Origin of the sequence: Mycobacterium nebraskense (assembly GCF_002102255.1) — a bacterium.
GTDB classification, from domain to species: domain Bacteria; phylum Actinomycetota; class Actinomycetes; order Mycobacteriales; family Mycobacteriaceae; genus Mycobacterium; species Mycobacterium nebraskense.
In genome coordinates this window covers 1-26120 of record NZ_LQPH01000104.1, presented here as the reverse complement: position 1 = coordinate 26120, position 26120 = coordinate 1, and the positions used below count along the sequence as shown (strand labels likewise).

Annotated in this window: 27 protein-coding genes; 9 read left to right on the top strand and 18 right to left on the bottom strand. The window is 65.9% G+C overall.

The features are described from left to right. Nucleotides 1–5 precede the first annotated feature (5 nt). From AWC17_RS11350 to AWC17_RS11335, 4 genes are all read right to left on the bottom strand, one after another. Complete coding sequence (locus AWC17_RS11350) at nt 6–1808, bottom strand: AMP-dependent synthetase/ligase (RefSeq protein WP_047322889.1); 1803 nt, start codon at nt 1806–1808, stop codon at nt 6–8. A gap of 77 nt (nt 1809–1885) precedes the next feature. Next, on the bottom strand, nt 1886–2269 hold the full coding sequence (locus AWC17_RS11345; protein WP_046184526.1) for a DUF1330 domain-containing protein: 384 nt from the start codon (nt 2267–2269) through the stop codon (nt 1886–1888). Further along, nucleotides 2266–3138, bottom strand: a complete 873-nt coding sequence (locus AWC17_RS11340; protein ID WP_046184527.1) for an alpha/beta fold hydrolase — start codon at nt 3136–3138, stop codon at nt 2266–2268. Before AWC17_RS11340 ends, AWC17_RS11345 begins: the two co-directional genes overlap by 4 nt. Further along, on the bottom strand, nt 3135–3968 hold the full coding sequence (locus AWC17_RS11335) for an SDR family NAD(P)-dependent oxidoreductase (protein WP_047322888.1): 834 nt from the start codon (nt 3966–3968) through the stop codon (nt 3135–3137). Before AWC17_RS11335 ends, AWC17_RS11340 begins: the two co-directional genes overlap by 4 nt. A 225-nt stretch (nt 3969–4193) precedes the next feature. On the opposite strand from AWC17_RS11335, the gene AWC17_RS11330 reads away from it, so the two are divergent. Beyond that, on the top strand, nt 4194–5210 hold the full coding sequence (locus AWC17_RS11330; RefSeq protein WP_047322887.1) for an AraC family transcriptional regulator: 1017 nt from the start codon (nt 4194–4196) through the stop codon (nt 5208–5210). A gap of 9 nt (nt 5211–5219) precedes the next feature. Here AWC17_RS11330 and AWC17_RS11325 read toward each other — a convergent pair whose 3' ends face one another. From AWC17_RS11325 to AWC17_RS11315, 3 genes are all read right to left on the bottom strand, one after another. Further along, nucleotides 5220–6569, bottom strand: coding sequence for a WS/DGAT/MGAT family O-acyltransferase (locus AWC17_RS11325; protein WP_141224584.1), 1350 nt, complete (start codon nt 6567–6569; stop codon nt 5220–5222). Between the two features lie 38 nt (nt 6570–6607). Beyond that, nucleotides 6608–8107 carry a flavin-containing monooxygenase gene (locus AWC17_RS11320; RefSeq protein WP_047322885.1) on the bottom strand — a complete coding sequence of 500 codons (1500 nt, stop codon included), beginning with the start codon at nt 8105–8107 and terminating at the stop codon, nt 6608–6610. Nucleotides 8108–8374: 267 nt separating this feature from the next. Continuing rightward, nucleotides 8375–9232: an SDR family NAD(P)-dependent oxidoreductase gene (locus AWC17_RS11315; protein ID WP_047322884.1), complete on the bottom strand. Its 858-nt coding sequence runs from the start codon at nt 9230–9232 to the stop codon at nt 8375–8377. A 107-nt stretch (nt 9233–9339) separates the two neighbouring features. Between AWC17_RS11315 and AWC17_RS11310 the strand changes: the two genes are divergently transcribed. Genes AWC17_RS11310 through AWC17_RS11295 form a run of 4 tightly spaced genes read left to right on the top strand, consistent with a single transcriptional unit; the run spans nt 9340 to nt 12297 of the window. Then, nucleotides 9340–10419: an NAD(P)H-dependent amine dehydrogenase family protein gene (locus AWC17_RS11310; RefSeq protein ID WP_047322883.1), complete on the top strand. Its 1080-nt coding sequence runs from the start codon at nt 9340–9342 to the stop codon at nt 10417–10419. Next, nucleotides 10416–10916: a VOC family protein gene (locus AWC17_RS11305; RefSeq protein ID WP_085164645.1), complete on the top strand. Its 501-nt coding sequence runs from the start codon at nt 10416–10418 to the stop codon at nt 10914–10916. The genes AWC17_RS11310 and AWC17_RS11305 overlap by 4 nt, the downstream gene beginning before the upstream one ends. Next, nucleotides 10913–11686, top strand: coding sequence for an SDR family NAD(P)-dependent oxidoreductase (locus tag AWC17_RS11300; RefSeq protein WP_047322881.1), 774 nt, complete (start codon nt 10913–10915; stop codon nt 11684–11686). Before AWC17_RS11305 ends, AWC17_RS11300 begins: the two co-directional genes overlap by 4 nt. Then, nucleotides 11683–12297, top strand: coding sequence for a TetR/AcrR family transcriptional regulator (locus tag AWC17_RS11295; RefSeq protein WP_047322880.1), 615 nt, complete (start codon nt 11683–11685; stop codon nt 12295–12297). Before AWC17_RS11300 ends, AWC17_RS11295 begins: the two co-directional genes overlap by 4 nt. Here AWC17_RS11295 and AWC17_RS11290 read toward each other — a convergent pair whose 3' ends face one another. The 4 genes from AWC17_RS11290 to AWC17_RS11275 are packed head-to-tail and all read right to left on the bottom strand — an operon-like array spanning nt 12298 to nt 16789. Next, nucleotides 12298–13284: a D-2-hydroxyacid dehydrogenase family protein gene (locus tag AWC17_RS11290; protein ID WP_047322896.1), complete on the bottom strand. Its 987-nt coding sequence runs from the start codon at nt 13282–13284 to the stop codon at nt 12298–12300. Nucleotides 13285–13310: 26 nt separating this feature from the next. Then, nucleotides 13311–14225, bottom strand: coding sequence for an HpcH/HpaI aldolase/citrate lyase family protein (locus AWC17_RS11285; protein ID WP_047322879.1), 915 nt, complete (start codon nt 14223–14225; stop codon nt 13311–13313). Between the two features lie 16 nt (nt 14226–14241). Then, on the bottom strand, nt 14242–15426 hold the full coding sequence (locus AWC17_RS11280) for a CaiB/BaiF CoA transferase family protein (RefSeq protein ID WP_047322878.1): 1185 nt from the start codon (nt 15424–15426) through the stop codon (nt 14242–14244). Then, a complete protein-coding gene (locus tag AWC17_RS11275) occupies nt 15419–16789 on the bottom strand; it encodes an LLM class flavin-dependent oxidoreductase (RefSeq protein ID WP_047322877.1) in 1371 nt (456 codons plus the stop codon). Before AWC17_RS11275 ends, AWC17_RS11280 begins: the two co-directional genes overlap by 8 nt. Nucleotides 16790–16856: 67 nt before the next feature. On the opposite strand from AWC17_RS11275, the gene AWC17_RS11270 reads away from it, so the two are divergent. After that, the gene (locus AWC17_RS11270; protein ID WP_047322876.1) at nt 16857–17507 is read left to right on the top strand and encodes a GntR family transcriptional regulator; all 651 of its coding nucleotides are present in this window, start codon (nt 16857–16859) and stop codon (nt 17505–17507) included. Nucleotides 17508–17510: 3 nt separating this feature from the next. On the opposite strand, the gene AWC17_RS11265 is transcribed toward AWC17_RS11270, so the two are convergent. From AWC17_RS11265 to AWC17_RS11235, 7 genes are all read right to left on the bottom strand, one after another. Then, nucleotides 17511–18482: an LLM class flavin-dependent oxidoreductase gene (locus AWC17_RS11265; RefSeq protein WP_047322875.1), complete on the bottom strand. Its 972-nt coding sequence runs from the start codon at nt 18480–18482 to the stop codon at nt 17511–17513. A gap of 1 nt (nt 18483) precedes the next feature. Continuing rightward, nucleotides 18484–18963, bottom strand: coding sequence for a VOC family protein (locus AWC17_RS11260; RefSeq protein WP_046183768.1), 480 nt, complete (start codon nt 18961–18963; stop codon nt 18484–18486). 15 nt (nt 18964–18978) lie between these two features. Beyond that, the gene (locus tag AWC17_RS11255) at nt 18979–19728 is read right to left on the bottom strand and encodes an SDR family NAD(P)-dependent oxidoreductase (protein ID WP_046183767.1); all 750 of its coding nucleotides are present in this window, start codon (nt 19726–19728) and stop codon (nt 18979–18981) included. Then, a complete protein-coding gene (locus AWC17_RS11250; protein WP_046183766.1) occupies nt 19725–20966 on the bottom strand; it encodes an MBL fold metallo-hydrolase in 1242 nt (413 codons plus the stop codon). The genes AWC17_RS11255 and AWC17_RS11250 overlap by 4 nt, the downstream gene beginning before the upstream one ends. Nucleotides 20967–20985: 19 nt before the next feature. Beyond that, entirely contained in the window at nt 20986–22248 is a 1263-nt protein-coding gene (locus AWC17_RS11245) for a sulfotransferase family protein (protein WP_046183765.1), read from the bottom strand. Between the two features lie 71 nt (nt 22249–22319). Next, the gene (locus tag AWC17_RS11240) at nt 22320–22706 is read right to left on the bottom strand and encodes a DUF2237 family protein (protein ID WP_046183764.1); all 387 of its coding nucleotides are present in this window, start codon (nt 22704–22706) and stop codon (nt 22320–22322) included. 91 nt (nt 22707–22797) lie between these two features. Further along, nucleotides 22798–23130, bottom strand: coding sequence for a PE domain-containing protein (locus tag AWC17_RS11235; protein ID WP_046183763.1), 333 nt, complete (start codon nt 23128–23130; stop codon nt 22798–22800). 195 nt (nt 23131–23325) lie between these two features. Between AWC17_RS11235 and AWC17_RS11230 the strand changes: the two genes are divergently transcribed. The 3 genes from AWC17_RS11230 (at nt 23326) to mtf2 (ending at nt 25952) form a co-directional block, all read left to right on the top strand. Continuing rightward, entirely contained in the window at nt 23326–24459 is a 1134-nt protein-coding gene (locus tag AWC17_RS11230; RefSeq protein WP_046183762.1) for a glycoside hydrolase 5 family protein, read from the top strand. Nucleotides 24460–24520: 61 nt separating this feature from the next. Further along, complete coding sequence (locus AWC17_RS31995) at nt 24521–24865, top strand: alpha/beta hydrolase (RefSeq protein WP_046183761.1); 345 nt, start codon at nt 24521–24523, stop codon at nt 24863–24865. A 247-nt stretch (nt 24866–25112) separates the two neighbouring features. Further along, nucleotides 25113–25952 carry a fatty-acid O-methyltransferase Mtf2 gene (gene mtf2, locus AWC17_RS11220; RefSeq protein ID WP_082123001.1) on the top strand — a complete coding sequence of 280 codons (840 nt, stop codon included), beginning with the start codon at nt 25113–25115 and terminating at the stop codon, nt 25950–25952. Nucleotides 25953–26120 lie beyond the last annotated feature (168 nt).

The window sequence follows — 26120 nt, the reverse complement described above, 5'->3', positions numbered from 1 at the left end:
GGAACTCAGCGCTTGCTGTAGAGCGCTTCGATCTCGTTGGCGAACCGTGCCGCCACCACGTTGCGCTTGACCTTGAGGGTCGGGGTCAACTCGCCGGTGAGCACGGTGAAGTCGACCGGCACGATGCGGAACTTGCGGATCGATTCGGCATGCGACACCGCTTGGTTGGCCTGCTTGACTGCCTGATCGATCTCGCCAACGAGGTCGGGATCGCCGATCAGGTCCGCGACGGAAGCGGTGGCCTCCTTGCCGTGGTGCTGTTTCCACACGTCGAAGCCTTCGGGCTCGATCGCGATGAGGGCGGCGATAAAGGGTTTGTCGTCCCCGACCACCATCGCCTGGCTGATCAGCGGGTGAGCCCGCAACTGATCTTCCAGCACGGCCGGAGCGACGTTCTTGCCGCCCGCGGTCACGATGATTTCCTTCTTGCGGCCGATGATCGACAAGAAGCCATCGTCGTCTGCCGACCCGAGGTCGCCGGTGTGGAACCACCCGTTGACGATCGCCTCTTGTGTGGCGGTGTCGTTATGCCAATAACCGTTGAACACCACACCGCCGCGCAGCAGCACCTCGCCGTCGTTGGCAATCGCCATGCTGTTGCCCGGCAACAACTTTCCCACCGTGCCGACCCGCTCCTCGCCGAGGCGGTTGACGGTGATCGCGGAGCTCGTCTCGGTCAGGCCGTAGCCTTCGTAGACCGTCAGCCCGACGCCACGGTAGAAGTGACACAACCGCTTGCCCAGCGGGGCTCCCCCGGAGACCGCCGCATGGCAATCACCGCCCAGCGCAGCGCGGAGTTTACGGTATACCAGCCCGTCGAACAGGGCATGTCGGACTTGCAGCAGCCGACCAGGGCCTCCGGCGTCCAGAGCCGTGCTCCACTCGATGGCCGTGCGAGCGGCGAGTGCGAAAATCGGGCCCCGGTGGCTATCCTGGGCGCTCAACTCGGCGGTGTTGTATACCTTTTCGAACACTCGGGGCACCGATACCACCACCGTGGGCTTGAAGACAGCAAACGTTGGCACCAGGTTCTTGATGTCGCTGGTGTAGCCGATGGTGACCTTGTTGGCGAACGCAGACATCGACAGCGAGCGCGCCAGCACGTGGGCCAGCGGCAGGAAGACCAGCAGCCGTTCCCCCTTGCGCAGCAGCGTTGGGAAGCACTCCGCAGCGCCGCGCGTCTCGTAGAGCAGATTGGAGTGCGTCAGTTGGCAGCCCTTCGGGCGACCGGTGGTGCCCGAGGTGTAGATCAGCGTGGCCGGATCGGTGGCCCGCAACCCCGCAAGCCGCTCGTCGAGTTGACCGACGTCCACCGATTTGCCGGCCTCGGCCAGCTCATCGAGCGCCGCCGGGCCGGCCGAGTCGAGCTGCAGGATCCTGCGCAGACTCGGCAGTTCGTCCCTGAGTTCCTTGACCAGCTGGCCGTGCGCGTCGGTCTCGGTGATCACCAGCACCGCGCCGGAGTCCTCCAGCACCCAGCGCACCTGCTCCGCCGACGAGGTGTCGTAGATCGGGACGGTCAGCGCGCCGACCGAGAGAATCGCGTAGTCGAGAATCACCCATTCGTAGCGAGTGGCCGACAGGATCGCCACCCGATCGCCGGCCTGCACCCCCTCGGCGATCAGGCCGAGCGCGCTTGCACGGATCTGCCGGGCGGCCTGCGCGCAGGTCACATCGGTCCACACGCCGTCGACGAGGCGCTGAAATATCACATGATCGGGGTCATCGCGTTCGTGTGAATACACGCTGCTGACGATGTTGTCGTGCTCTTCGACCTTGAAGCTTGCCGGGACGCTGAATTCACGCATGATCTGGAGCTAACCCACTCAAGCGTCGACTTCCTAGTGGCCAAAGGTCCCAGCATCAACAGGCCATTGGCGCCCGATCACACCGCGACCGACCATGCCGACGTGGCGATCAGGTCACCGCGCTCCAGCCCGGCGGCGCGATGCTCGTGCACCTGGGCGTACTCCTGCGTCGTCACCATGTCGATGAACGCCTGCGGGGTCGGGTATTCGACGATGAGAATTGCGTCCCACCAAGGGCGTTCCCCGTCGCCGATGATGACCGCCGGTGCCGTGCCGGCGTAGCGGACGGTGGCGCCGACGCGCTCGAGGTGGGGCGCGACCTCCCGCCCGTACCGCAGGTAGGACTCGAGGCCACCCTGCGTCTTGAACTTCAGCAGGTTGACCATCAGCACCGGCGCGTCGGCGGGGCGCGCGGTCAGCGCCGCGAACTGCTCGGGGGTGGTCTCGATCGCCGTGCTCATGTGAATCTCCTTGCTTTAGTGGGTTTCTGAGCAAATTTGCCGACCCGCTCACGCAAGAACGGGACGACGAACCCGGCAACCCGGTCGGGTTGCTCGAGCCACGCCCAGTGACCGACACCGGGCAAGATTTCAACTCGGGCGCGCGGGAACACGCGGAGTTGGCGTTCGGCCTGCTCGACCGGGATGTAAACGTCTGCGGCGCCGAACACCACCAGCGTGTCCGGATCGAGTTCCCGCAGTGGTTCGACGAGCGCGTCCATGTCTTCTTGGCGGGTGGATCGGTAGAGCCGCAGCACGGCGCTCTTGGTCCCAGCCGGGACAAGGTGTCCGGCAATGCGATTCACCCATTCCTCGGGGAGCCCGGGGTTGTCGTGCCGGAGCACGAAGCGCCCAACGCGACGCGTGCTGGTGCGCATCAACAACTCGCCGGCGAGCGGCGTGCGCCAGACCCGGGCCAGCCGGTGCCACTTGTAGTCGAGGAGCACGCCGGTATTGATCAGCGTGACGCTGGCGACCTTGTCGGGATTCGCCGCGGCCCAAGTCAGTCCGAATGGTCCGCCGAAGTCGTGGGCGACCAGGTGCACCCTGGTAATGCCGAGTTGGTCGATCACCCCGCTGAGGTGCGCGGCGTACCCGGCCAACGTGTAGTCCTGATCCGCGCGCATGTCGGCTCCGCCGAAGCCCGGCATATCCGGGGCGACCACGGTGGCGAACTCGGCGATTGGCGCCATCAGCGGCGCCCAGTCGCCTCCGGCGTCAGGGTTGCCGTGGACGAAAACCACGGCCTCGCCGGTCGTGGACGCCCCGCCGATCAACACCGGCGAACGAACGCCGTTTACCACAACGTGTCGCGTCTCGAATCCGGTCATCGCTGCATCTCCTTCACCTCGGCGTCCATTCGCTGCCGGTATGCAACACGGGCGCCCATGTCGGCGTGGCTCATGACCGTGTCGGCCTTCAGAATCCGCTTGACCCTGTCGGCCACGGCGGGTGGGGTGCCGGTGACCAAGCGCGCGATCGGCCCGAGTTCGCGAGGGACGAACACCTCCTCGCGGCCGCTTCTCAAGGCGTCGACGATTGCATCGCCGACCGCTTCGGGGCCGACGACCCTTGTGCCGCGGGGCTTTTCGAAGCCGCTGATCATGTCGGTGCGGATCAGCCCGGGCATCACAATGGTGGTGCGGACCCCGGTGCCGCGGGTTTCGGCGCGAATGGCCCTGGTGAATCCGACGACGGCGTGCTTGGTGGCCGCGTAGGTGGCCCCACCGGCAGTGGCGATCTGCCCCGCCGACGACGCCAAATTCACGATGTGGCCGTGATTGCGGGGGATAAACCGGCGCAGCGCCAGCCGCGTTCCGGTGAGCACGCCGCCGAGGTTGATGTCCACCGTCCGTTGAGTGTCGCGGGGATCCTCGTCGACGAACTGGCCGATCGGGGCGACGCCGGCGTTGTTGATCAATGCGTCAAGTGGTCCGATGCATTCTTCGGCCTCAGTGAGGAAGGCAGCGAAACGGTCCGGGTCGCGGACGTCCAGCTGCAAGCCGATTGCCCGCTCACCGAGCTCGCCGGCAACCGAGGCGACCGTCGCAGCCTCAATGTCGCCGATGACCACGGACATCCCCGCACGCAGGCAGGCTTGGGCGGTGGCACGGCCGATGCCGCGGGCGCCACCGGTGATCGCGACACGCTGGATGGACATTGGATTCTCCTTGGTTGTGTAGCGCCGGTTGTGGCGCCGAGTTGTTAATGCTCCCGCAGTCGATCCTCGGGAGGGCTGTGGCTCTTCATTCCGCCAACTCCCACGATGCGCCGCCAACCACTCAAGGGTCTTGACAATTCAAGACAACCTTTTGACAGCGGAGGACACCCGAAAAGCTACGTTTGGCCCTTGACATGCCACCGCTGGCCGCTGAGGGTCAACCACATGTCCGTCGTGCGCGGGACCGGGATGTCGGGCTACCTCAATCTGGTCGCCGAACTGGGCGGTAACCCGGACAGCCTGCTGCGCGTCGCGCACATCCGGCGCCGAGACGTCGGCAACCACGACGCGTTCATCCCGTTGCGCGCGGCGATACAGGCGATCGAGTCGGCCGCCGAGGCCACGGCGACACCGGACTTCGGGCGACGGCTGGCACAGCGGCAAGGCATCGAGATTCTTGGGCCGGTCGGCGTGGCCGCTCGCACCGCCGCGACTGTGGCCGATGCATTGGCGATCTTCGGCACGTACATGGCGGCTTACAGCCCGGTGATCGCTATCCGCGTCGTGCCGCTGGCCGACCCGCTGCGGTCGTTCCTGACGATCGAGTTCCTGTTGGACGACGCGCCGCCGCACCCGCAGACCACGGAACTATCGCTAGGTGTTTCGCTGCGGGTTCTGCGCTTCCTGATGGGAGCGGAGTATGCGCCTATAGCGGTGCATCTGCCGCACGACCCGCTCACGCCCAAAGCCGACTATGTGCGGTATTTCGGATGCACACCTCAGTTCGCAGCGCGCACAGCGGGTTTCACCGTGCGCGCGGCAGACCTGAGCCGCCCTTTGCACCGCGACGACGTCGCCCATCGGGCTGTCGTCGATTATCTGAACGGCATCGCCCCTCACGATGCCGGCATCGTCGAATCGGTGCGGACTATCGTCCGTCAGCTGCTTCCCACCGGAGCGGCCACACTCGACGTAGTCGCCGATCAGTTCAACCTCCATCCAAAAACATTGCAACGCAGGCTCGCCGAGGACGAGACCACGTTCGCCGCTCTGGTCGATCAGGTCCGCAAGGACGCCGCCGATCGCTACCTGCGCAATACCGGCATCACCCTGACGCACCTCGCGCGTGAGCTGGGCTACGCCGAGCAGAGCGTGCTGACCCGCTCGTGCAAACGCTGGTTCGGCTCGGGGCCGGCCGCGTACCGCAACCGAACGCGCATGCCGGCAACGGAACGGGTTTGACGGCACTACTCATAGACCGACCGCACGCTCCAAATCCTTCAGCGACGTTTCTAAATGCCCGAGCACCCGCTGCAGGTGCGGCACGCTGCGGCGGCATCCGACGAGACCAAAGTCGAGACTGTCGGCGCTGCTGGTCAGTGTGATGTTGAGGGCTTGTCCGTTAAGCGCGATCGACATCGGGTAGCTGCCGTCGAGCCGGGCCCCATTGCAGTACAAGGGCTCCCGCGCGCCCGGCACATTCGAGATGCAGACGTTGAATGGCGGCGGGGCCGCCTTGGCGAGGCCGGGCAGGCTATTGACGACGGCCGGGCTCAGCAGCAGCATCGACAACGCCATCGCCTGCGCGCGGGGCAGCTGCGACATCACCTTCTTGCTCGCGCGCATCGAGGCGTGGATCTCCCGCAGACGCTGCGCGGGATCGTCGAGGTGGGTGGCCAGGTTGCACAACACCGCCCCGACCATGTTGCCGCCCACGGAGTCGCCGTCGTTGCGCAAACTCACCGGGACCATCGCGACCAGCGGCGTGTCCGGAAGCGCGTCGTATTCGTCGAGATACGCGCGCAGCGCCCCGGAGCACATCGCGAGCACCACGTCGTTGACGCTCATCCCGGCCGCGCTCTTGACGCCCTTGATCCGGTCCAGCGGCCACGACTGCGCAGCGCACCGCCGCGCTCCCCCAATCGGAACGTTCAACATGGTGCGCGGCGCCCGGAGCGGCAGCGTCATTTGCTGTTCCCAAAGCGCGGCCCGCGCCAGTCGGAGCATCGACGGGGCCGATCCCGCAACGGATCCGAGCAACCCGGTCATGTTTTGCAGCCACGTGCGGCGATGCCGACCGGGGACCTCGACCGTCGGCGCCGGTGACCAGGGCGCGCGGAAGTTCGTGTCGCCGGGGTCGGTCGTCAGCGACCGCTGCAACAGCGTCAGTCCCGAAATCCCGTCGACCAGCGCGTGGTGCATCTTCGTGTAAACCGCGAAGCGCCCGTCGTTCAGGCCTTCGATCACGTGTGTTTCCCATAGCGGACGGTGGCGATCCAGAAGGTTGCCGTGCAGACGTGAGGTCAGCTCCAACAGCTCGCGGACCCGTCCCGGTCCCGGCAGGGCGGATCGCCGCACGTGGTAGCCGAGGTCGACATCGTCGCCCGACGACCACCCGACGTTGGTGAGCGCACCGTGAAAAGCCATGGGACGCTTGCGAAATATCGGTGCCACGTTGTCGCATTGCAACATTGCCGCATGGGTGTCGCGTACGAAACTGGGTCCCGCGTCGGCGGGCGGGGTGAAGAGCTGCAGCGCGCCGACGTGCAGCGGGTGCTCGCGCGTCTCGGCTGACAAGAACAACGAGTCGAGAGGTGCCATCAGTTCCATGGTGTGGTCCTTGTTAATTCCGGGGGCAGTCACGCAGTCAGAGCGGGCTCGAGTGCGTCCGACGGCGACGGGTTTGCGAAGCACAGGTTGTCGTCGTCGACCGGACCCTCGCGCAGTGTCTTGTAGTCGGCGCGGTAGTCCATGCAGGTCCGCCACGGGCCCTCGACGCCCTGGCGGGGGAACTGGTCAGCGGCTCGCTTGACGTAGTTGGCGGTGACTTCCAGCAATGGCTTGGTCGGCATGGACCCGGGAAGCCGCGGATAGCAGACGGTGTGGCCATGAGCGTCCATGTGGGCCAACAGCCGGCAGAAGTGCTCGCACACCAGCCCTACCTTCAGCGTCCAGGACGAGTTCGTATAGCCAACCATGTAAGCGAAGTTGGGGACGTCGTTGAGCAGGAAGCCCTTGAACGCCACCTTCTCCGCCACGTTGACGGGCACGCCGTCCACCGAGAAGCTGATGCCGCCGAACGCCAGCAGGTTCAGGCCGGTGGCGGTGACGACGATGTCGGCGTCCAGTTCGAGGCCGGATTGCAGCCGGATTCCCGTCTCGGTGAAGGTGTCGATGCGGTCGGTGACCACCGAGGCGCGGCCCTCGCGGATGGCCTTGAACATGTCGGCGTCCGGCACCGCGCACAGCCGCTGGTCCCACGGGTCGTAGGCGGGCCTGAAGTGCTCGTCGACCGGATATCCCTTCGGCAGTTGCCTGGCGTTGAGGTGGCGGATCAGACGCCGGGCCGCGCGCGGGTATTGCTGGCAGAGCCGCCAGACCAGCCGTTGCTTGGCGACGTTCTTCCGCCGGGTGATGGCGTAGGCGCGGTCGCGGCCGACCAGCTTGGGCAGGGTGTTGGCGATGCGGTCCTCAGACGGCACCGGCACGATGTAGGTCGGCGAGCGTTGCAGCATGGTCACGTGTCCGGCGGTCTCGGCCATGGCGGGCACCAGCGTGACCGCGGTCGCGCCGCTGCCGATGATCACGACCCGTTTGTCGCGGTAGTCCAAGTCCGCGGGCCAGTGCTGTGGGTGCACGACCTCGCCGGTAAACCGTTCCCGCCCGGGGAATTCCGGGGTGAAGCCCTCGTCGTAGCGGTAGTAGCCGCTGGCGCAGAAGAACCACCCGCAGGTCATGGTCAGGCGTTCGCCGGTGTCTGTGCGCTCGATCTCCACCAGCCAGTGCGCATCCTCGGTGGACCAGGCCGCGCTGATCACCTTGTGGCGGAAGCGGATCGACCGGCGAATTCCGTTCTCCGCCACGGTCTCGCGCAAGTACGCCATGATCGAGCCCGCGCTGGCGATCGCCTTCTCGTTCTCCCAAGCCTTGAACTCGTAGCTGAACGTGTGCAGGTCGGAGTCCGACCGGATCCCCGGGTACCGGAACAGGTCCCACGTTCCGCCGATCTCGTCGCGGGCCTCCAGGATTGCGAACGTCCTGCCCGGCTGCATCGTCTGTAGGTAGCGGGCGGCGCCGATGCCCGAGATGCCGGCGCCAATGATCAACACGTCGGCGTGTTCGATGTTGCTGGAGTTCATGGCTGTTCCTTGACTCTGCTGTCGGGGGCGGTGGCTTACCGCTGCACCCACTGTGCGGCAGCACCGGCGTCTGAGTATTGACAGCAGAGGACAGCTTTTTGACATTTGCGGACAACCGGCGTGACGGAACCATTCGCCATTGTGCCCGCGTCACAGCGACAGAACTGCAACCCCGCCATGCGTTGTCGCTCAGAGGCGGGCAAAAAGGCACAGCCACTCCGCGCCGGGACTGGTGGGGCGCATGTGACCGCGCCGCCACGCGCGCCGCTACAACAGATCGGTGATGGTCTTCAGGCCCGCTTCGTACAGGACGCCGGGCAGCATGCCCCCGTCGTGCTCGATGGTGGTGCCGTTGACGAAGTCGGCCTCCCCGCCGGCAAGGAATACGCAGACCCTGCCCACCTCCGCGGGCTCGCCCGCACGCCGCAGCGGGACCGCCGCGAAATACTTTGCGCCGGTCGGGTCGTCTTTGGGTAGCACGAACGACCGGAAGTTCTCGGTCATCGTCGGTCCCAGTGCGATGCAGTTGACCCGCACCCTGGGTCCCCACTCCTCGGCCAGCGAGCGGGTGAGATGGTTGAGCCCGCTCTTGGCCGCGCCATAGGAAACCAACGTCGGTGATCCCGCCGGATGCCCGGCACCGCTGGAGATATTGATGATGCAGCCGACGCCGTCCTGGGTGCGCATCTGCCGGTAGGCGCGGACGGCGAACCAGAGCGGGCTGATCAGGTTCATCTGCACCGCGAACGCATGAAACAGTGCCGTCCGCTCGTACTCGTCGTCGCTCGCCGGTGCCCCCTGAATGCGTTGCACCAGTTCGGGAATGCTGTCGACGTGCGGCGCCGGCACGGTGCCGCCGGCGTTGTTCACCAGGATGTCGATCCGGCCGTGCTCGGCGACGACGTCGGCGACGAAGGAGTCGATCGCGCGGTAGTCCCCTTGGTCGCAGACCTTTTGAGAGGCCCGGGCCGCCCAGTCGGGTTCGACACCGGGAATGGTGTCCAGCGGCGAACGCGAACAGCCGACGACGGTGGCACCGGCGCGGAGCAGTTCGTGTGCGATGCCGACGCCCACCCCGCGGCTGGTTCCGGTGACGATCGCAACTTTGCCGTCGAGAGCGCTCATGACAGGCCTTCCTACTCGAAGCCGACGTTGACAGTCACTGTCAGCGGGTCATACTGTGCCAGTCCGGTCGTTGGCGTGTAAAGGCATGCAAATTCGGAGGTCAGCAGATGAGTAGTCCGTCCAAGCTTCGTGTCATCCAGTGGGCGACCGGAGGAGTCGGCAAGGCGGCCATCGCGTGCGTCCAGAATCATCCGCAGTTGGAACTGGCCGGCTGCTGGGTGCACAGCGCCGACAAGAACGGCGTCGACGTCGGTCGGATCCTCGGAACCCAGGACCTCGGTGTCACCGCCACCTCCAGCATCGATGACATCCTGGCGCTGGACGCCGACTGCGTCATGTACAGCCCCCTGGTGCCCAACGACGATGAGGTCATCGCGATCCTGCGATCCGGCAAGAACGTCGTCACCCCCGTCGGCTGGGTATACCCCGACCCCGGCAACGCGCGCCACCAGGCCGTCGCCGACGCCGCGGTCCAAGGCGGGGTGACCCTGCACGGTTCGGGGATCCATCCCGGGGGCATCACGGAACGATTCCCGCTCATGCTGTCCTCGCTCTCCTCGGCCGTCACGCATATTCGCGCCGAGGAATTCTCCGACATCCGCACCTACAACGCCCCGGACGTCGTGCGCCACATCATGGGCTTCGGCGGTACTCCCGAGGAGGCCATGCAAGGGCCCATGGCCAGCCTGCTGGAGGCGGGGTTCAAGCAGTCGGTACGAATGATCGCTGAGCACATGGGATTTCGCATCGAGCCCAACATCAGGACCATCCAGGATGTCGCCGTGGCGACCGCCGACATCGACTATGCCCCGTTCCCGATCACCACGGGAACGGTGGCCGCGCGACGGTTCCGCTGGCAGGCACTCGTGGACGGCGAACCGGTCATCACGGCGGCGGTCAACTGGTTGATGGGTGAGGAAAACCTGGAACCGGCGTGGAATTTCGGTGGGCGGGGCGAACGCTTCGAGGTCGAGATCACCGGGGATCCGACCGTGAGCCTCACCTTCAAGGGCCTGCAACCCGAGACGATCGCCGAAGGGCTGGTGAAGAATCCGGGCGTGGTGGCCACGGCCAACCACTGCGTCAACGCCATCCCTGACGTCTGCGCCGCCGAACCCGGCATCAAGACCTACCTCGACCTGCCACTGTTCGCGGGCCGCCCGGCTCCCGGCCTCGCGGCGTCATGACCAGCGCACTCGGCGACGTCTCGTTTTGTCATCTCGTCGTCGGCGTGACGGACATGGACCGCGCTTTGGCGTTCTACCGCGACCTGCTCGGCATGGAGGTCGTGTTCGAAACCCTCATCTCCGGTGAGCCTTTCGACGCGGCCCTGCACGCGACCCGTAAACAGGAGGGGCGGGTGGTGGGCGGCCTGCTGGGCGGGCTGATGGTCGAGTTGCTGTCACTGGGCGCGAATCCTCCGGACCAGAAGCCCGCGCGTCGCGGCATTACCGGAATCCACAACGTGTCCCTGTCGGTGAGCGATCTCGATGACACCCACCGCCGGATCACCGCGGCCGGCTTCCCGCCCGATCAAGATCCCTTCGAAATCGGCGGGGTGCGAATGTTTTTCGTCAAAGATCCCGACGGAACCGCCGTCGAGTTCATCGAACTGCCCGACGGTGCGCGCAGCACCTACGAGATGCACCGCGGGGTGCCGCTACTGATGGGGCCGGTCAGATGACCTACAGCCACCCCTCTTCCATGCGCGGTCAGGTCGCGATCGTCACCGGCGCCGCCCAAGGCGTGGGCCAGGGCACCGCCGCCGCGCTGCTGGAACGCGGCGCGGCGGTGCTGTTGGTCGACATCCAGGATGAGTTGCTGGGCAAGACAACCGCCGAGCTGTCGTCGCTGGGCCGCGTCGAGAAGCTGACCGCCGACCTGCGTGACCCGGGCAGCGCCCAACGGATCGTGACGGCCGCGGTCGACGCCTTCGGTACGGTGCACGGCCTGGTCAACAACGCGATCGCCACCAACGAGCCCAAGGCATTCGTCGACATCACCAGCGAGGACTTCGCGCTCGGCCACGACGTGGGCCCGCGGGCGACGTTCCTGCTCATGCAGGCCGTCCACCCCGTGATGGTCGAGGCGGGTGGCGGGTCGATCGTCAACCTCGGCTCGGGGACGGGCACCGGCGGCGAACCCAGGTGGGGCGGCTACGCCGCCGCCAAGGAGGCCATCCGCGGACTGTCGAAGGTCGCCGCTTTGGAGTGGGGGCGCGACAACATCCGCGTCAATGTCATCTGCCCGTTTGCCGAGTCGGACGGTGTCAAGCTCTGGAAAGAGTTCGCGCCCAAAGACTATGCGAAGGCGGTGGGACGCGTTCCGATGAAGCGCATCGGCGATGTCCGCACCGACGTGGGTGCGCTGGTGGCGTTCCTGCTCGGCACCGACGCGACGTTCATCACCGGGCAGACCATTCACGTCGACGGCGGGATCGGCTGCTTCCGGTGACCTTTCCCACCAGGCCAGAGTCGCTGCGCGATCGGCAGCGCGCACAGATCCGGGCCGACATCAGACGCGCCGCGTTCCGGCTGTTCATCGAACGCGGATACGACGCCGTGACAACGGAGGAGATCGCTGCCGCCGCGGGCGTTTCGCCGCGTACTTTCTTCCGGCACGTGCCGACGAAAGAGGAGCTGTTGCTCGCACCCGTTCGCCATGGCGGCGCCGCGATCGTCAACCTGCTCGAGCAGCGGCCCGCCAACGAGTCGCCGGATGTCGCGCTGATCAACGCCATCGTCACGCGGACCCGATCGTTCGAGCAGGCCGACACCGACGAGTGGCGAGAAGCGCTGCTGGTTGCCCCCGATCTCCTGCGTAAGGTCACCGTGCACACGCCCGCCGACAAGGAGCGGGCGGCCAAGCTGATCGCCGAGCGAATGGGCGTGAACCCCGACGTCGACATCCGTCCCGGCCTGCTGGTTCAACTCGCCTTCGCGGCAGCGGATTTCGGTTTCCAGCAATGGGTGCGCCAGTCCGGTCGCCCGTGGCCGCTGGATCGCTACGTCATCGAGGCCCTGGAAGCGGTCAAGAGCACGCACTGGAAACGGAAGCGCACCTGATCAACCCAGCAACGCCTCGGGGTTGGCGATCCGAATCGGGGACCCGTCCAGCCAGGCGACCACCGCCTCCACGGTGTCGGCGTAGAACGCGCTGAGCATTTCGCGGGTGACGTACCCCAGGTGGGGAGACAGGGTCACATTCGGGAGCACCCGCAACGGGTGCTCGAGCGGCAGCGGTTCGACGTCGTAGACGTCGAGCCCCGCGCCGGCGATGCGCCCGGCTCTGAGGGCGGTGATCATGGCGGCCTCGTCGACGATCGGGCCCCGCGACGTGTTGATCAGGTACGCGTGCGGCCGCATCAGGGCGAGCTCGGTTTCGCCGACCAGACCGCGTGTGCGTTCCGACAGGACCACATGGATGGAGACCACGTCGGACTCCTCGAACAGTGTCGCCTTCTCGACCCGGCGCGCGCCGACCGCGGCCGCGGTGTCCGCGGTGAGATTTTGGCTCCACGCAAGGACTTCCATGCCGAAGGCTTTCGCGTATTCGGCCATGCGCTTGCCCACCCGCCCGAGACCGAGCAGCCCGAGCGTCTTGCCGGACAGCGTGAGGCCCGTCGTCGTCTGCCAGGCGCCGTCTCGCATGCGTCGGTGTTCTTCGGCCAGGTTGCGTACCGTGGCGATCAGCAGTCCCCAGGCGAATTCGGGAGTGGCGTCGTGCACCGAGCGGAAGCGCGGATGGGCGAAGTCGGTGTGGGCGACGAGGATGCCCCGTTCCGTGGCCGCGGCCATGTCCAGGTTGGGCAGGCTTCTGCCCACGATGGTGATCAGCTTCAGGTTCGGCAGCCGTTCGAGCAGCGTCCGCGGCAGCGCCATCCGCTCACGCAGGGTGCAGATCACGTCGAATGCCCGCAGTGCCTCCGCAGCTTCTTCCTCGGTGAGGTGCCGGTCGAAAACGGTTATGCGGGAACGCGTTTGCACCGGCGACCAGTCGGCAAGGCGCAGGGCCACGCCGGCGTAGTCGTCGAGTATCGCCACCTGGGGCATTGGGTCGGCCATAGGCCCATTGAACCCTAAGCGGGCGGTTGGTCGATCAACGCGGCGCGGGCCAGCGTCTCCTCCGCCATCTTGACGTGCGCGGCGTCGACCAGGACGCCGTTCACCCCCACGGCTCCGCGTCCCCTGGCCTCGGCTTCGCGATAGGCGGCGATATTGGTTTGGGCGCGGGCGATTTCGTCGGCGGTCGGTGCGTAGACCTGGTTCGCGATGGGAACCTGATCGGGGTGAATCGCCCATTTTCCGGTGTAGCCCAGCAGCGAGGCCCGCCGCGCGTCGCGCTCGTAACCCGACAGGTCTCGGTAATCGGGGTACGGCGCGTCGATCGCATCGATGCCGGCGATCCTCGCCGCCACGATCACCTTGTTGCGCGCGTAATGCCAGAAGTCACCGGGGTAATCGCCGAGCGGCACGAAGTTGGTGTCCACCCGCGCGCCCTGCGACAACGAGAAGTCACCCACTCCGAAGATCAGCGCGTCCAGTCGGGGGCTGGCCACCGCGATCGCTTCGGCGTTGGCCAGGCCCTCGACCTCCTCGATGAGCACTTCCAGCCGAATGTGCCTATCGAGTCCTAGCTTTGACTCGAGCTGGGTGAGTAACACGTCCACCCACCAGACGTCGCGGGCCCGGCGGGCCTTCGGGATGATGACCGTGTCCAGGTTCTCGCCGGCGTTGGTCACCACCTCGATGAGATCGTCGTGGCACCATCGGGTGTCCAGGCCGTTGATCCGGACCGCACGCGCGGTGCGCCCCCAGTCGAGGTCGTTCAGCGCGCTGATCGCCTTGGCCCGGGACTCCTCCTTGAACGCCGCGGGCACCGCGTCCTCGAGGTCGAGGAACACCAGGTCGGCGCCACAGCTGGCGGCCTTGTCGAACATGTTGTCGTTGCTCGCGGGCACTGCAAGCTCAGAGCGCCGAAGAAGTTGTGTCATCGATGAATTCCTTCTGTCACAGAACGCCACGTGCGCGCAGGCCGTCGATCTCTGCTGCGGTCATACCAAGCAAGTCGCCGTAGACCTCGCCGTTGTGCTCGCCCAGGCGGGGTCCCAGGTGTGCGACAGTGCCGGATGTCGACGAGAACCGCGGGACGGGCGCCTGCACCGTCATCGACCCGAGTTGTTGATCCTCGACCGGGACGAACACCTCCCGGTGCGCGAGCTGCTCGTCGGCTACCAGGTCACGAATGTCATAGACCGGAGCCGCGGCCACCTCGTGCGCATCGAGGACCGTCATCGCCTCCGAAAGTGTTTTGCTGGCAACCCAATCGGCGACCAGCGTGTCGACCTCGCGGGCTCGCGTCAGGCGCCGTTGCGGGTCGGTGAAGTCGGCGTCCTGCAACAGGTCTTCGCGGCCGATGGCGCGGAACACCCGCAGCGCCAACGCCGGTGAGCTGCCGGACATGGCCAGCCACCGGCCGTCCGCGGTGCGATAAGTGTTGCGAGGGGCGGAGATGTCCCACCGGTTGCCGGAGCGCTCGGGCACCAGCCCCAACTGGTCGTAGCCCAGCAAGGACTGCTCCAGCAACCGGGCCAGCGGGTCGATCAGGTTGACGTCTATCAGCTGCCCCGGACCGCCGTGCACGTCACGGTGATACAGCGCCATCAGCACCGCATAGGCGGCGTTCAACGACGCGACGCCGTCGGCCAGCATGAAGGGCGGCAGTGTGGGTGGTCCGCCGGCCTGGCCGGTGACGTGCGCGAAACCGCTCATCGCCTCGCCGAGCGTGCCGAAACCCGGTCGCTCGCTTTTGGGTCCGGTCAACCCGTAGCCGGTGATGTGCAGCATCACCAGGCGGTCGTTCACCGCGCGCAGGCTCTCGTAGTCCAGGCCCCACTTGCGCAGCGTCTGCGGCCGGGTGTTGAAGATGGCGACGTCGGCGTGCTCCACCAGCCGGCGCACCAGCTGCTGCCCCTCGGCGCAGCGCAGGTCCAGCGTGATGGATCGCTTGTTGCGCGAGATCGACTTCCACATCAAGCCGGTCCCATCGCGTTGATTGCCCCAACCCCGGATCGGGTCGCCATGCGTCGGCTCTTCGACTTTGATCACGTCGGCGCCGAACTCGCCGAGGTAGGTCGCCACCAGCGGGGCCGCGGCCAGGGTGGCGAGGTCGAGCACCCGTAGGCCGTCAAGCATTGGCCGGCACGCGCAAGTTCGACGGGCGTTCCAGGCCGAGGTGTCCGCGCAGCGTGGACGACTCGTATTCCGTCCGGAACAGGCCGCGTCGCTGCAATTCCGGAACGACCATACGCACCACGTCTTCGAAGGCGCCGGGCAAATGCGTTGCCGCCAATACGAATCCGTCGCAGGCCTCGGTTTGGAACCATTCGGCCATCTGGTCGGCGACCTGTTCACCGGTGCCGACGAAGCGGGGTCCCTGCAGGAGGGTGGCGCGGTGGTTGGCCAGGTCGCGCAGTGTGACTGGGCGGCCTCCGCCCTGGAAAGAAATGTGGGTGCGCAGGTTTTGCACCAGTCCGCGGATACCGGACACCGAGGCGAGGACTTCGTCAGTCACCGGATCGTCGAGATCATGTTGCGCGAAGTCGTAATTCATCAGCTCCGATAGGAGCGTCAGCGAAGCCATCGGATGGACCAGATCGTTGAGAAACATGGCTTCGCGCTCCTTGGCGTGGGCTTCGGACTCGCCCACCACAGCGTAGGCCATGGGACAGATGCGAACGGCGGCGGGATCGCGGCCGGCGTCATCGATGCGGGCTTTCTGATCCGCGTAGTGACTGCGCGCGACGTCGATGCCCGGATCGCCGGTGAAGATCAATTCGGCCCACCGCGAAGCGAATTCGCGGCCGCGGCCCGACGATCCGGCCTGGATGATCACGGGCCGGCCCTGGGGCGTGCGCGGCACGGTCAGCGGTCCACGCGCGGAGAAGTACGGGCCGACGTGTCCGAGCTCGTGCACCTTGCCCGGGTCGGCGTAGCGGCCGGCAACCCGGTCATGCAACACGGCGTCGTCCTCCCACGTGTCCCACAGCCCTGTGACCACGTCCATGAATTCGTCGGCGCGGTCGTAGCGTTCGTCGTGCCCTAGGTGGGCATCGACGCCAAAGTTCTGCGCCTCGCTGTCGTTGACCGAGGTGACCACGTTCCAGGCCGCACGGCCGCCCGATAGATGATCCAGCGTGGCAAAGGTTCTCGCGACGTGGAACGGCGCGTAGTAGGTGGTCGAGTAGGTCGCGCCCAGCCCGATTTTCGAGGTGGCCTCGGCCAGCACTCCGAGCACCACGCCGAGGTCGAGCTTGACCGGACGGGCGCCGTAGGTCACCGCATCGGACACGGAGGCCCCGTAGACGCCCGGCATCGCGAGCCGGTCGTCGAAGAACATCAGGTCGAAACAGCCTTCTTCCAGCTGCCGTCCGATCTTGGCGTAGTAGGCGGCGTCGAGATACCGGTGTTCTGTCGCGGGGTGCCGCCACGAGCCCGCGTACACCGAAGTGCTGCCCGCCTGCATGAATGCCACCAGCGCCATCTTGTCGATCCGCATACTTGGAACCTAACATCTGATATTTCAGATTTCAAATGTCAGGTTTACCGTTTGATATCCTTCCAGGATGGCAGCGATCGACATCTCCGGCACGGTGCGCGAACGCGCTGCCCGCGAACTTCGGGACCGCATCCTCACCGGCGCGCTGCCCGCCGGCTCACGCGTCGACCTGGATGCCATCACCGAGGAATTCGCGACCAGCCGGACGCCGGTGCGCGAGGCGCTGCTGGAGCTGTCGTTCGAGGGCCTGGTGCAAGTCGCCCCGCGCAGTGGCGTGACCGTGGTCGGGATCAGCCCGGACGACGTCCTGGACAGCTTCACCATCCTGGGGGTGCTGACCGGACAGGCGGCGGCGTGGGCCGCCGAGCGGATCGAGGCCGAAGAGCTTGACATGCTGCGCGGGCTCGCGGCGGACGTCGTCGCCCGATCCGGTGACGACAGCATCGGAGAGGCCAACTGGCATTTTCACCAGATGATCCACCGCGCCGCGCATTCGCCGCGGCTGCTCACTCAAATCAGGCAGGCCGCGCGCGTGGTGCCGAGCAACTTCCTCACCCTGTTTCCCGAACACGAGAAGCATTCGCTCGACGAACACCAGGAACTGCTCGACGCGCTCGGCGACAAGGACGCCGAACGGGCCCGCACGATCGCCGAGCGGCATGTCCTGGACGCCGGCCGTTCGCTGGCCGACTGGTTGCAGCAACGCCGGGACGTCTAGCGGTTATGTGAGCGCGGGCAGGACCTTGTCGGTGAGCAGCTGGACCGACTTCCACGCTTCGTCGACGGGCATGCCACCGACGAGTGGGTGCATCACGAGCGGCCCGTAGTTGTCGGCGTCGCGCACCTCCGCGATCAACTCGTCGGGAGTCACGAAGCGGTACCGACCCGACGACCTGACTTCCTCCAGCGTTTGCACGCCGGGCAAATGCATGAGGGACCGCTGCTCGGTCGACCATCCGCCGTAAGTGATTGCCTCCCAGAGGATGTGGTCACCGAGTTCCGCCCATGCCCGGTCCGGGTCCTCGTGCAGGAAGATCATCCCGCGGTTGACCGGCCCCGGCATGAGGATGAGCGGCGTCATGCCGGCGTCGGCACACAGGTCGCGATAGTAGCCGGCGATGTCGGGCAAGTGGTCGGCCAGGCTGAGCGGCAGCCGGAATCGCGCCGCCCGTCGCGCAGTGGCGCGCGCGCCGCCGCCGACGTACAGCGGTGGATGCGGCCGGGTCCAGGTGCCGGCGCAGATTCCCGCGTCGGCATCGGCACCGGACCACACCGACAGCATTCGCTCGAGCAGACTGTCCATCAGCACACCCCGCCGCGCGAAATCGACGCCCATGGCGTCATATTCGACCGTGCGGTAGCCGAGGCCGACCGTGGTGTGCAGCCGGCCCCGGCTCATGTTGTCGACGAGCGCGATGTCCTCGGCGAGCCGCACCGGATTCCAGAGCGGGCCGAGCGCACAGTCCACACTGGCGATCAGGGTCGACGTTCGGGCCAAGAACATCCCGGCCGCCATGATGGGATTGCAGCTCCAGCCGTGTCCGGTCGCGTGATGCTCGTCGACGCTGATGGAGGTGATGCCGTGCGACTCGCCCCACTGCGCCAGTTCGAGGGCGGCGGACAAGAGGCCGCTTTGCGTGCGTGGTTCGCCGTGCGGGGAGGCGAAGTTGAAGCGCAGCACCGTCAGCAACACGTCACGCCTCCCGCGGTCCCGCCATCGACTCCAGGAATGCGGGGAAGTCGGGGAAGAGCGCGCGGTCAACGATCTCGATGCGGGTACCCGAATCGTCTGTGTAGTAGGCGAATAGCCCGAGATCGGAGCCGGGCACCTCCGCCGTCATCTCGAGGGTGAAGCCGTTGGCCTCCAGCGCCCGGGCGCTCTCGGCCAGGTTGTCGCTGAAATAGCCGAGGTGGTGGACCGTGTTGCCCGGCGCGGCCGTCCACGGGCTCCCGGGGACCTCCTGCACGAGTTCGAGGTGCGGACTCTGCAGGGAGTAGACGATGGTCGAGGTCAGTTCGCGGACGCCGGTCGCGGTGCGGAAGGGCAGCGTGTAGCTCATCGGGGTGATCCACCGGTACCCGGCCAGCGCGCTCAGTCGGGCCATGGCCGCATCGAGGTCGGGCACGACGATGCCGGTGTGGTAGAAGTCCTCGGGTCGGAGCGCAATTGCCATGTCTTTCCTCGTGTCTCAGACGCAGTCCGACGCGGCGTCGACGACGAACACCGCGCCGCTGGTGTAGCTACTCTGCTCGGTGCACAGGAAGGCGATGGTCGGCGCGATCTCCTCGACGGAACCGAAGCGGCGCAAGGGGATGTGCGCCAGCTCGGCGTCCACCAACTCGGCCGAGCCGTGCATGGGCGCGGTCATCGGGGTGTCGATGGCGCCTGGCGCCACCGCGTTCACCCGGATTCCCTTGGTGGCCCATTTGACGGCGAGGTTCCTTGTGATACAGACGATCCCGGCCTTCGCCGCGCCGTACCCGGGAACCAATGGGACGGCCCGCAGCGCGGACATCGACGCCAGGTTCACCACGCTGGCGCCGCCCGCCGCGGTCGACGCCTTCAGGGCGCGGTATAGCCCGACCGTCAACCGGTACGGCCCGGTGAGGTTCAGCGCGACCGAAGCCTCGAAGCCGTCCGGCTTTGATTCATCGAGGCCGCCAGGGAAATTGGCGCCGGCGTTGTTGACCAATACGTCGAGGGCGGTGAACTTCTCGGCCAACGCGTCCACCGAATCCGGGTCGCTGATCTGTAGCTGGTGATAATCCATGTCGGACAGGTCGGCGTCGTAGTCGGCCGGCGAGGGCTTGGTACCGGTGACGGTGACGCGGGCCCCGGCATCGCGGAACAGGACCGCGGTCGCGTGCCCGATCCCGCTGGTGCCGCCGGTGATCAGAGCCGTGGTCCCGGTGAAGTCGAAGCTGACGCGCGCCGTCATGAGTTCCTCGCTATCTGGTTTCTGAGCCAGGCGCTTTCCCAGAAGTTGGTGCTGCCGGCCAGAAGTTTTTCATGGGCGTCTCGAAGCACGGCCCGCGCCCCCGCATGGTCCGACCCAACGAGATCGGCGAGGTGAATGGCCGGCAGCGGCCGGCCGGCGGCAAGGTGTTTGCGCGCCCGGCCCACCAATGCGTCGGCCCCGGCCAGCTCGACGATGTCGTCGGCGACGGCGTCGAACCCAACCGGATAGAGCTCGGTGGTCGATTCGTGGTGAAACCAGCCGGAGTAGTTCTCCCAGATGGCCCGCACATCCCAGGCCACCTTTCCATAGCCTTGGCCCACTTCGTATTCCGCAGGCAAGGTGATCTCACGCATCAGTGTCCGCACGTCCTTGCCGGCGTTCATCCCCTCGACGGTCTGATCGTGGACGTACCGGATCGCGTCGCGCAGCCGGGTCAGTTCGGCGTAGATGCGCTCGGCGCCCGCTATCGGTTCGAAATGACCGGTCACCAGGAGTTCGGGCCGCAGGTCGCGCACCCGTTCCACCGACGCGATGGCCTCACACGCGTCGCGGTATCGGTCGCCGCGCATGGTGACCAGGTTGGGAATGTGCCCAAACAGCGGACCGAAGGCGTTCCCGCACAGGCAGATTCGCTCATCCTGCAGCCACACCACCAGTGAGTCGGTGGTTTCGCCGCCGGGCACGGAAATCAGTTCCATCCGGCGGCCGCCGACGTCCAAGGTAAGGGTGTCTTCAAAATCGAGGTCGACGACGGGAACGCTCTGGCCGGCCAACCGGGTGCTACCCAGGCGCCGCTGGATGGCTTGGATCCCGCTCGCCAAGGTGTCCTTGAACGCGAAGGCGCTACGGCTGGCTCGATACGGGATGAGGCGTTCGTTGTCGTCGCGCCACAACGTCCAGTTCGCCTGTGCCACGACGGTTGTCTCCGGGTCGCGCACGCTGTCCAAACCACCGACGTGGTCGACGTGGCCCTGCGTGAAGATGATGTAGCGCACCGGCGAGGGGTCCACGGCGTCGAAGTTCGCGCGGTGCACCGGGCCCTCGAAACCCATGCCGGTGTTGACGATCACCCGGCCCTCACGGGTGGTGAGCAGGTACGAATTCGAGAGCCCCGGTGAGCACCACAGTCCGGGCGCGATCTCCTGCGCCCTCTCGGCGGCGGCGGGCCGCATGGCGTCGGCCCCGGGCCTGCCGCGGTAGACCGGTTCGAAACTCATCGCTCTGGTTGCCTTCCGGCTAGGTCTCGGCCTGGACGTCGAACTTGTCGAAGTAGAAGTCGAATCGCCCGCGCAGCTCGTCGGCCGTGATGCCGAAGTGCCGGTGCAGGTCGTAATGGATGCGGCCATGCTTGCCGCGCGGATTGCCATCCAGGTATTTCTGGAAGCGCGCCCGCACCTTCGGTGTCAGTTCGACGCCGCCACACTGGTAAAGGCGCTCGAGCACCGGCATTTCGTTGCCGTTCAGCTGGTGGAAGCTGATGTCGATGCTGCGTTCGGCCGGTAGAAGATCGCGGTCGCGCACGCATGCGGCCAATAGCCGGTACACGCGGTCGCTCCAATAGTCCAGCAGCCAGTCCGGCTCGATGCTCGTTCGGCGCAGTCGATCGGAGTAGGCCATCATCGTGAGTGCCGACTGGATCACCGCGACGGGATCCCGGTGCGTGAAAGCCACTGTCGCGTCGGGAAACGTCGCCAGGAGCGGGCCGAGCTGCTCGCAGTGCTGTGGGCTTTTCAGTACCCAGGTCCGGGGACCGCGCAGGAAGGTCAACGCCTGCAGTACTTTTCGCAGGTAGGCGTAGTGCCGGGTTTGGTTCAGGCCCAGGTAGAAGTCGCGCCAGTCCGGCACGCGCGCATGCCATTCCAGGACGTAGGCGGCCAGATCGAGGTCGAGGAGTTCGACTTCTTCCTCGATCGCCTCGGGGAATCGGTCGTGCATAGCGGCCACCGCCGGGGCGCTGACCATGAGCGCGTCGTGCTCGGATTTGGCTCTCGCGTAACGGGGGTCGACCCCGAAGATGTCGGGTCCCTGGCCGCGTGCCGGGATGGGTTCCTGGCTCTCCCAGTACGGCAAGGCCCGCCGCCGGGGATCGGCGGCGATGAGATTCACCAGATGGGTGGTGCCCGATCGCGGCATCCCGACGACGATGAACGGGTTCTCGATCGGGATGGCTTCGATTTCGGGGTACCGCTTGAGCAGCTCGGTCAGCGACAACCGGTTGCGCAGCAACCGTACGACGCGTTGCCTCAGCGACGAGCGAGTGAGCTGGCGCAGTCCCTCGTCCGCTTCGATCGCGGCGACGTGCGCGGCGAGCCGATCACCGAAGCCGTCGGTGTCGTCGAGGTCGTCTGCGCCCGCTTGCTCGATGGCCTCGGCCAGCATCCGGTCGATGTCGAAGTCGACGCGTTTGGCCTCGGTGAAGTCCAGGATCTGGCGTTGGATATCGGTCAGCTTGGGCGCGGTCAGGTCGTCGAAGTCGATGTCGTCAACGGCAGAGCCCACCGGATCCTCTTTTCGACGTGTCGTCGACGAAAAATATGACACAGACGCTAGACGTCGATCTGCCGCGGTCCCTACAGGTTCGCCAAGTCGTCGGGGACGTCGACCTTATGTTCCTGCAGCGCCTCTAGGGGCACCACCTCGAGGGTGCGCTCGTGCGTGGAGGCCAGCACCACGGGCGCCGCGCAGCCATCCTGGTGCGCCCGAAGCCAGTTCAGCGCCGTGACGCACCAGCGATCACCCGGCAGCAGGCCGGGGAACCGGTATTCGGGGACCGGTGTCAGCAAGTCATTGCCGATGGAACGCTGGTGCTCCAGGAATTCGGCGGTCATGACCGCACAAATCGTGTGCCTGCCGAGGTCCTCAGGTCCGGTCGAGCAACAGCCGTCGCGGTAGTAACCCGTAAGGGGTTCTGTGCCGCACGGTTCCAGCGGACCGCCTAACACGTTTCGATGAGGCACGGATTCAGTATCGCGCTCTCGGGGGTGAAGTTTGAAGTAACTTTGCAGTCTGCGCCGTGGCAAATTTGCGCGGCGCCAGGGTAGGCGGCGGCTATCCGGCCATCCGGTAGCCGGCCTGGGGGCGGACGCCGAGCACGCTGCCGGCCGCGGCCGCGTCGATCTCCGAGTACATGCGGGCGATGTCGAGGACCGCCGTGCCCGTCCGGACCAGCTCCTCTTGCGCGGCCGTGTGAAGCGCCAGGAAAGCGGTGGCCTCGGCGGCGAACGCGAGGGCCGCCTGCGCCGACACCTCGTCGGCCCCGGCCGGCACCAACGCGGTGGTCGACGGGGACGCGGTCACACCGGCCTGCAGACCGTGCACGGCACCCAGAACCATATCGGACCCGATGTTGGCGGCAGCCGGATCGAACGACAGTGCCTGCACGGGCCTACTCCTCAATACATCCGATGATGTCGTTGGGCGATAGTAGCAATAGACAACTGTTTGTGTCTACAAAACTGTTGCTGAGAAAGAGTTAAGTGACGCCGAGTGACGAGGCGATAACAATTCCCACGTCAAGCTGGCGCGACGCGCTGAGCAAATCCCAGGGAAATCGCCAGGAAAATTTATCGTCACATCGTGCAACGAAGAATGGCCCTCAAGCTGCCACTTCTGCTGGCAGCGGGCACCGCGCTGGCGCGAGCGCCGTGGGCCTCCGCAGAGGAACCGGGACGGTGGCCCGCCGACCGAGCCAACCGCTGGTATCAGGCGCAAGGCTTCCTCGTCGGATCGAACTACATCACCTCCAACGCCATCAACCAGCTCGAGATGTTTCAGGCCGACACCTACGATCCGCGGCGCATCGACACAGAGCTCGGCTGGGCCAGGTTCTACGGGCACAACACCGCCCGGGTATTCCTCCATGATCAGCTGTGGGCCCAGGACCAGCGCGGTTTCCAAACGCGGCTAGCGCAGTTCGTCGACATCGCCGCGCGCCATCGCATCAAACCGCTGTTCGTCTTCTTCGACTCGTGCTGGGATCCGGCGCCCAAGGCGGGCCGACAGCGCGCACCGAGGCCCGGGGTGCACAACTCAGGCTGGGTGCAGAGCCCGGGCGCCGAACGGCTCGGCGACCCCCGCTACGCCGGCGTCATGCACGACTACGTCACCGCCGTGCTTACCCAATTCCGCAGCGACGACCGGATTCTGGGTTGGGACTTGTGGAACGAACCCGACAACCCCGCGCGGCAGTATCGAAACGCCGAGCGCAGCGACAAGGATCAGTTGGTCGCCAACCTGCTCCCCCAGGTGTTTCGCTGGGCGCGCGCGGTTGATCCCAGTCAGCCACTCACGAGTGGCGTGTGGCGCGGTGATTGGGGACAGCCGCAGGGCCGCAGCGCAATCAGCGATATTCAGCTCGCCAACGCCGACGTGATCACGTTCCATTCCTACGCCGAACCCGCGGGCTTCGAGTCCCGGATCGCCGAGCTTGCCCCGCTGGGGAGGCCGATCCTCTGCACCGAGTACATGGCTCGGCCCCGGGGCAGCACCGTGGAGGGAATTCTCCCAGTGGCCAAGCGCCACAACGTCGGTGCCATCAACTGGGGTCTGGTCGCCGGAAAGACTCAAACCTACTATCCCTGGGAATCTTGGGACCACCCGTACACCGCGATTCCGAAAGTCTGGTTCCACGACCTGCTCCGGCCCGATGGCCGGCCCTTCCAGGACAGCGAAGGCCTGACGACCCGGAAGCTGGCCGGGACCCAGGCTTGACGTTTGGCCGGGGTCGCGGTGAATACCGCCGCGTACACAGGGATGTCGCCGACTGAATTGAATGGCGCGCGAGCGCTACGACCGCCCGAAGAATCTTTTCGAGGCCGCGTCCCCCGACCGCGCCCGGGCCGGCGCCGAGGCTCTCGATTCGTTCCAAAGCGGGATGGGGGCCTCCCACGTCGGAGCGCCGTCAATCGACACCGTGATCGGGCACAGCTACGGCTCAACGATGGTCGGTGCGGCGGCCACCGGCGGACATTACATCGACGCCCCGGACGGCTACATCCTGCAGATCATTGCGCGCTACAAGCCGGGCTATCCTCCCAGCCTGCAAGGCATCTCGCCGTGTTTCCCCCCAGAGCTCCCCGACAACCGCAGCCCCTTCCCGGCGATTCTCACCGCGTGAGGCCGGGGCTGGTTATATCGCTCTCCAAGCTGCTCGGTGACGCCAGAATGACATAGCAGTTGACTAATTCGACGCGAGCCTAATAACGGTGGACTCACATTGGTGAAGGTCGCAAGCGAGGTGGCAAAGTTGGCTGGGAAATTACCAGGCCCACGACCATGACATGGTTGAAACTGGATCTGTATTAGTCGTTCCCTCTGCATGCAACCAGAACCGCACAGGACCTATCTCTTGCTATCCTCCGCCCATGGCGCTCAAAGGCCAAGCGCGCGATTTTCGTCGCCTGCTCCTCTGCAAAGTCAATGACAAGTACGCGCACTTTATTTACGAGTACTTCTACCAGAAGTTTTTGTACCGCTACTTAACCCGCCGGCTCGCCGCCGACGATGTTTTGTTCATCAACTATGGCTACGAAGAAGATCCACCGATGGGCGTGCCGCTTTCGCCCTCCGACGAACCCAACCGGTTTTTCATCCAGCTTTATCACCGCACGGCAACCCAGGTCGAGATCAACGATAAACAGGTGCTGGAGGTCGGTTGCGGCCATGGCGGTGGAGCCTCATACCTCATGCGCTCCTTGCACCCCGCCTCATACACCGGACTGGATTTGAACTCGGCCGGTATCGCCTTTTGCCGGGTAAGGCACAATCTGGCCGGCCTGGAGTTCGTGCAAGGCGACGCCGAGAACCTGCCGTTCCCCGACCAATCCTTCGACGCGGTGATCAATATCGAATCCTCACACCTCTACACTCAGTTTCCCCGTTTCCTGGCCGAGGTGACGCGTGTGCTGCGCCCGGAAGGGCATTTTCTGTACGCCGATTTCCGATACACTTACGCTATTGCCGCCTGGGAAGCGCAGTTAGCTGACGCACCGATGCGGATGCTCTCGCAGAGGGTGATCAATTCAGAGGTCGTGCGCGCGATGGAGAAAAACGCACAGTGGTGGGTGGCGCTGATCGATAACGTTGCGCCTGCATTTGCGCGCAGCTTTGCCGTGGTTCGCGGCCACCGTCTCGTATGGGGAACGTACCAGGACCTGCAAAGTAGGGGTTTAGAATACCGGATGTACTGCTTCGCTAAAGCATGAGGCGTCTTCCTGTTCCGGGGGCACCGCGCCCGCGGCGGCCACCGATAAATTGCGGGGCGGAACCGAATACCCGATCACCTCGGACGGCAACCTGATATGGGAGAAGTTTTGTCAAGCGGGCAGGGTGAAGCGGTGGCCACAACCGTCGTCGTGGCCACCGCTTCGTTG

What these genes read in the sequence shown, in the direction of transcription:
- AWC17_RS11350 (WP_047322889.1), bottom strand. Translation starts at nt 1,808, where the DNA reads ATGCGTGAATTCAGCGTCCCGGCAAGCTTCAAGGTCGAAGAGCACGAC.
- AWC17_RS11345 (WP_046184526.1), bottom strand. Translation starts at nt 2,269, where the DNA reads ATGAGCACGGCGATCGAGACCACCCCCGAGCAGTTCGCGGCGCTGACC.
- AWC17_RS11340 (WP_046184527.1), bottom strand. Translation starts at nt 3,138, where the DNA reads ATGACCGGATTCGAGACGCGACACGTTGTGGTAAACGGCGTTCGTTCG.
- AWC17_RS11335 (WP_047322888.1), bottom strand. Translation starts at nt 3,968, where the DNA reads ATGTCCATCCAGCGTGTCGCGATCACCGGTGGCGCCCGCGGCATCGGC.
- AWC17_RS11330 (WP_047322887.1), top strand. Translation starts at nt 4,194, where the DNA reads ATGTCCGTCGTGCGCGGGACCGGGATGTCGGGCTACCTCAATCTGGTC.
- AWC17_RS11325 (WP_141224584.1), bottom strand. Translation starts at nt 6,569, where the DNA reads ATGGCACCTCTCGACTCGTTGTTCTTGTCAGCCGAGACGCGCGAGCAC.
- AWC17_RS11320 (WP_047322885.1), bottom strand. Translation starts at nt 8,107, where the DNA reads ATGAACTCCAGCAACATCGAACACGCCGACGTGTTGATCATTGGCGCC.
- AWC17_RS11315 (WP_047322884.1), bottom strand. Translation starts at nt 9,232, where the DNA reads ATGAGCGCTCTCGACGGCAAAGTTGCGATCGTCACCGGAACCAGCCGC.
- AWC17_RS11310 (WP_047322883.1), top strand. Translation starts at nt 9,340, where the DNA reads ATGAGTAGTCCGTCCAAGCTTCGTGTCATCCAGTGGGCGACCGGAGGA.
- AWC17_RS11305 (WP_085164645.1), top strand. Translation starts at nt 10,416, where the DNA reads ATGACCAGCGCACTCGGCGACGTCTCGTTTTGTCATCTCGTCGTCGGC.
- AWC17_RS11300 (WP_047322881.1), top strand. Translation starts at nt 10,913, where the DNA reads ATGACCTACAGCCACCCCTCTTCCATGCGCGGTCAGGTCGCGATCGTC.
- AWC17_RS11290 (WP_047322896.1), bottom strand. Translation starts at nt 13,284, where the DNA reads ATGCCCCAGGTGGCGATACTCGACGACTACGCCGGCGTGGCCCTGCGC.
- AWC17_RS11285 (WP_047322879.1), bottom strand. Translation starts at nt 14,225, where the DNA reads ATGACACAACTTCTTCGGCGCTCTGAGCTTGCAGTGCCCGCGAGCAAC.
- AWC17_RS11280 (WP_047322878.1), bottom strand. Translation starts at nt 15,426, where the DNA reads ATGCTTGACGGCCTACGGGTGCTCGACCTCGCCACCCTGGCCGCGGCC.
- AWC17_RS11275 (WP_047322877.1), bottom strand. Translation starts at nt 16,789, where the DNA reads ATGCGGATCGACAAGATGGCGCTGGTGGCATTCATGCAGGCGGGCAGC.
- AWC17_RS11270 (WP_047322876.1), top strand. Translation starts at nt 16,857, where the DNA reads ATGGCAGCGATCGACATCTCCGGCACGGTGCGCGAACGCGCTGCCCGC.
- AWC17_RS11260 (WP_046183768.1), bottom strand. Translation starts at nt 18,963, where the DNA reads ATGGCAATTGCGCTCCGACCCGAGGACTTCTACCACACCGGCATCGTC.
- AWC17_RS11255 (WP_046183767.1), bottom strand. Translation starts at nt 19,728, where the DNA reads ATGACGGCGCGCGTCAGCTTCGACTTCACCGGGACCACGGCTCTGATC.
- AWC17_RS11250 (WP_046183766.1), bottom strand. Translation starts at nt 20,966, where the DNA reads ATGAGTTTCGAACCGGTCTACCGCGGCAGGCCCGGGGCCGACGCCATG.
- AWC17_RS31995 (WP_046183761.1), top strand. Translation starts at nt 24,521, where the DNA reads ATGGCGCGCGAGCGCTACGACCGCCCGAAGAATCTTTTCGAGGCCGCG.
- mtf2 (WP_082123001.1), top strand. Translation starts at nt 25,113, where the DNA reads ATGGCGCTCAAAGGCCAAGCGCGCGATTTTCGTCGCCTGCTCCTCTGC.